The following is a 4,848-nucleotide window of genomic DNA, read 5'->3' on the forward strand; positions in this document are numbered from 1 at the left end:
CTCTATTTCCTGGCTTATGTTATTGGCTATTTCTGATTAACCTAAAAGATAAGAAATCAAAGAATATTGAATAAACCATTGCATAGAGATTCTTAAATTTCCCTAAAATTAACATAATACACCTTATACGAAATGCTTTAAATTTATCTTTAAATTTCAGTGTCTTATGTTTGTTTGAAAAGCCCTATCACAGCCGATTGGGCTTTTTTATGCATTTTTCACGTTCCACGCTTACTTCTTGAGCAATGTTCCACGGTTTTGATTAGCTCCAGTGAATAATTAAAACCTAGATAATAAGAACCGAACGAGTGTCTACGAGTGATTGAGCATCATTAAAATTTCGCCCTCGCCTTTTCTCTGATTACAAGCTCCCCTTTGCTTCACAACGAAAGATACAGAGCATCCCGAATGGGTGCGAACTTTGGAGCTTTTGCTTTTCAAAAAGTATGAGCGAAGCGAATACATTACCAATGCTTTTGCTTTTAGATTTCACAAATAGTATTAACGAAAAACTGCCCCACGAAGCGAGGAACGAGCTTCAATAGAGTACGAGCTTTAGCGAGTACATAGGGCAGTTTTAAGTATTTCCCTATTTTTTAATATTTTAAATATTTTTAAATATTTTTAGACCCCACTCAAAGCCATGCTGTGCGTGGCTTTGCACGGTTTAACTATGAGGGATTGACGCATAACTATGAGGGATTGACGCATAACTATGAGGGATTGACGCATAACTATGAGGGATTGACGCATAACTATGAGGCGATATATTATTCTCATAATTAATAATAAGGAATACAAAAATGAGTAAGCTCTTAGTAGTCAAAGCAAATAATATTATTGAAGCTAGTTATCAACTGTCTTTGAATGAACAGCGCTTAATTTTGGCGGCTATAGCCTGTATACCCAAAGGCGAAGAAGTGACAGATAACACAGGTTATTGCGTCACAAGGGAATCATTTATTGAGTTAGGTGTTAACCCAAAAACAGCAAGCAGAGAAATTAGAGAAGCATGTGATCGACTTTTTAATAGAGTTATCACAATAACAACTGAAGCAGGGACATTTAAAACTCGATGGGTTCAAGACATCATGAAATACAATAGTGATTGGGCTTTGGCTAATCCTGAATTTATCCAAGAGGTGACAGGGAGCGATCCTTATGCAGAAGATTATATTTTGGCGGCAATAAGGTTTAGTAAGTCTGTATTACCCTTTATTAGTAACTTATCATCTAACTTCACACAATATTTTCTTCAAGACATAGCAGGAGTAAGTAGTGGGTATAGCGTTCGATTTTATGAATTAATGATGCAATTCAAGAGTACAGGTTATCGAAAAATAAGGCTTGATGACTTGCGCAATATGCTTGATCTGAATAATAAGTATCCATTAACGGCAGACTTAAAAAGATGGGTAATAGATACCGCAATTGATGAACTTAATGAAAAATCTCCCATTACAATCAAATATAAACTGTTAAAAACAGGGCGTAAGTTCACACACATAGAATTAAAATTTAAGCAAAAATTGTCACCTAAAAAAATAGAATCTCAGCGAGATCAAAAAACTATAGATATGTTCAGCAACTTATCTGACAGTCAAATTAAGACCTACAGTTCAGTATTATCTAAGGTTCATAGCATCTCTGACTTAGCCGACAATAAAGATTACCCAGCCTTTTCAATATGGATTGCCAATATTTTACGTGACCCTACATCCGTCCGAGAGGAAACCGCAAAGCGGATTTTTAAAGCATTGCGGACTGAAACAGACTTCAAAGACTAAGATTTTATATACATTACGTCATAGGGAACGCTGAGTACAGTTTACGGCAAGTCGGATATTTAGCTTGAATTTTATGTAAATAATAAGTCTGATCTTTTTCAAGAAAGCCGTTCAGTAGACCACTCTTATCCGTATAGAAACAATGTCCTTTTTCTCTATTCCATACTAAAAAAGGAACGGATGGCTTACTTATTGAGATAACATCATTCTTACACTGAAGTAATGCCAGTGAACTCACCTGATACTTTCTTGCTTGGTTACCATCTGGCGGATATGCTAAACCAATGATCAAACTTCCTTTTTTTATATTCTTAATTTTAAAATCGCTATTCCATTCATTTGGGCTAGAATATCTAAACCAAGCCATTAATGGGCGAAAAATAAAATTATGGTTAGAAAATTGAAATTTAGTCTGATTTTCACCTGATTCAAATGATTGAACCCTTGCTATAAATACCTCATCTGGTGAGTGTGGCTCACAAGCACTAAGATTCTGCGTACTCATAATTGTCGCTAAAATTCCACCCCATAAAACTAGTGTTTTTCGCATTATTTGGATATCTCAATATTAGGCAAATCAAAAAGCTGTCTATCCCGATCTTCTGTTAAATACTCGTTAAGTTCAGCAAGTATTTTTTCTTTATTTGCTTCATTAGCATTCATCTTTTTAATCAAATAAGAACCGAGCAGAATTTTACGTCTAGTATCGTCCTTACGTTCCTGTTCTTTTTTCTTGGTGCGTTCTCTTGCTTCGATAGCCTGTTTCTGAGCTTTTAACTGTTTCAGCTTCTCTAACTGGGCTTCAATTTTCTTTTCAATATTTTCAGTTGATTTTGTCATAACGGTTCATTTCGGGATATAGAAAACCACTCAAGCATAAGGCTCTATGAACTAGAGTTCAAGCGAGCTATATGCTATCGTGTTTTTCATGAAATGCGCACTTACGACTTGGATTTCATCCAAGTCAAAGTTTGCGTAAGGGGAATCCCCTTAACCCCAAAAATCGCTACGCAATTTTTAAAAGCAAAAGCAAAACCATCACAAGGCTAAGGCATGGCAATTTATCACTGTACGACGAAGACTGTTAACCGAAGTTCGGGACGAACTGCGGTTGCATCTATGGCTTATCGTGCAGGAGAAAAATTGAAAGATGAACGGACAGGATTAACGCACGACTTTACGAGAAAAGAAGGTGTGGTTTATACCGAAATTATTTCTAATTTGGATATCGAATTAGACCGAAGCCAAGTCTGGAATATGGCAGAAAAATCAGAGAACCGAAAAGATGCCCGAACAGCACGTGAATGGGTGATTGCTTTGCCTGATGAATTAGATGAGGAACAACGAAAAGAACTGGCCAAAGAGTTTGCGCAATCTTTAGTAGACCGTTATGGAGTAATCGCGGATTTAGCCATTCATGCACCTAGTCAGAATGGCAGTGATAAAAATCATCATGCACATATCTTACTGACAACGCGCAAGGCCGAATTAGATCCAGAGCAGAATTTAGTTCTTAAAGATAAAGCCGATATTGAGTTAAGTAATACCAAAAGAAAAACACTGGGTATGGGAACAAGCCAGGAAGAAATTAAACAGATCCGTTCCACCTGGGCAAACCTAGCGAATCATGCCCTCGAACATGCAGGGTATCGGGAAAGAATCGACCACCGCAGCTATGTCGATCAAGGTAATCAGCTACAAGCCACTATCCATGAGGGTAGCAAGGTCACGCAGATGCGCAGGAAAGGTATAGATACTGAGATCAGTCGTTTCAACGACACGGTAAAACAGCAGAACAGCCAACAGCTCCAAAACAAACAACAGCATAAAGAAAAAACCTTAGAACAAGGGTTCAACCGTGTTGAGCAAGGCTTTGAGCAATGGAAGAAAGCACAGGAAGTTAAACGCCTAGAACTGGAACGTAAACAGCAATTGAAGCTACAGCAAGAACAAGCCATGAAGCAGAAACACCGCAAGAGCATGAAGAGAAGTGGACCATCGCTATGAGCAGCCAAAATGATTTAGATGATCAGTTGTATATTCTATTAGCCTCCATGAAGGAATATAGAGAAGCTATAGCAGATGATAACAAGCGATTAGAGACGTTTTACAACAAAGTAGCTAGTGGGGTACTAGAACAAAGCAAAAAGACCCTAAATAACGCAAATCAGGAAGCTACACGTGCCCTTCAAGGTCGCATCCATGAACTAGACAAGGCTACCGACAAATTGAACTACAGATTTATTGCCTTGTTATGTGCAATTTTCCTCAGTCTGGTGCTGGTTTTCCTGTCTTTTATATTTTTATTTATTCCAAGTTTTGATGAGATCAAGGAACGTCGTGCAGAGGCAGCGTGGCTAGAACAAAGATATAATTTAGATATTAGAAATTGTAATGATAAATCTTGTGTCCGAGTTATGAAAAATGACTGTCATGGAACGAATAAGGATTACTGTGTTATTGACCCTAAATAAATACTGGCAAGTACTTTGCTCGGTTCTTTTCTTAATCTTATTGCTACCGAATATCGCAAAGTGGCTCGACTTTGAGATATGGCAATAGCCATGTCTCAAAGTATCGAGCTTTACTTTTCATTCTTTATGTCCTATCTATTTGCTATAGGGAAGCATACTTTATAGCACTGATAGTGGAATTAATAATGAGAAGGTATTTGATTTTCCTAGCTTTTATAATAATGATTTTTATTTTAGCTCTCGTTGTTAAACTCGATAATGATCGGAAAAAATTTGAAGTATTCAATGAAGTAGAGACAACAAGCAAGTTTATACAAAAAAAACCATAGTTTTTTTATGGTTTTTTAAATACTTTATAAAATATAAATCCTTATTTGAGTTTCCATAACCCAGTATTCCATGACTGGGCTTTTTTTTATATTTTCAAATAGTGTTTTAGTAAAAATCAATCAAATTTCGTATAACAGCCATTATGTTAAATAGAATCAAAAAACCTCCAATAAAATCGTTATAGTATTATTATTTATTGAATAGATAAGAGAATTAAATTAGTGAAATACTCAAATGAAAAAATAGTAAAAGCTCTC

At 36.3% G+C, this 4,848-nt stretch carries 5 protein-coding genes; 3 read left to right on the forward strand and 2 right to left on the reverse strand.

The features are described 5' to 3' along the window. Nucleotides 1-803: 803 nt before the first annotated feature. Nucleotides 804-1,787, forward strand: a complete 984-nt coding sequence (locus FTU13_RS17280) for a RepB family plasmid replication initiator protein (RefSeq protein ID WP_151710986.1) — start codon at nucleotides 804-806, stop codon at nucleotides 1,785-1,787. 13 nt (nucleotides 1,788-1,800) lie between these two features. On the opposite strand, the gene FTU13_RS17285 is transcribed toward FTU13_RS17280, so the two are convergent. Together FTU13_RS17285 and FTU13_RS17290 are read right to left on the reverse strand one after the other, a co-directional pair. After that, nucleotides 1,801-2,292, reverse strand: a complete 492-nt coding sequence (locus FTU13_RS17285) for a hypothetical protein (RefSeq protein WP_151710985.1) — start codon at nucleotides 2,290-2,292, stop codon at nucleotides 1,801-1,803. Nucleotides 2,293-2,336: 44 nt separating this feature from the next. Further along, nucleotides 2,337-2,627 carry a mobilization protein gene (locus FTU13_RS17290; protein ID WP_151710984.1) on the reverse strand — a complete coding sequence of 97 codons (291 nt, stop codon included), beginning with the start codon at nucleotides 2,625-2,627 and terminating at the stop codon, nucleotides 2,337-2,339. A gap of 213 nt (nucleotides 2,628-2,840) precedes the next feature. On the opposite strand from FTU13_RS17290, the gene mobQ reads away from it, so the two are divergent. Both mobQ and FTU13_RS17300 read left to right on the forward strand, forming a co-directional pair. After that, on the forward strand, nucleotides 2,841-3,794 hold the full coding sequence (gene mobQ / locus FTU13_RS17295) for a MobQ family relaxase (RefSeq protein WP_068534583.1): 954 nt from the start codon (nucleotides 2,841-2,843) through the stop codon (nucleotides 3,792-3,794). Then, on the forward strand, nucleotides 3,791-4,261 hold the full coding sequence (locus tag FTU13_RS17300; RefSeq protein ID WP_046650746.1) for a hypothetical protein: 471 nt from the start codon (nucleotides 3,791-3,793) through the stop codon (nucleotides 4,259-4,261). Before mobQ ends, FTU13_RS17300 begins: the two co-directional genes overlap by 4 nt. Nucleotides 4,262-4,848 lie beyond the last annotated feature (587 nt).

The sequence above is a fragment of the Acinetobacter sp. YH12064 genome (assembly GCF_013419735.1).
In the GTDB taxonomy this organism is placed as follows: Bacteria; Pseudomonadota; Gammaproteobacteria; order Pseudomonadales; family Moraxellaceae; genus Acinetobacter; species Acinetobacter amyesii.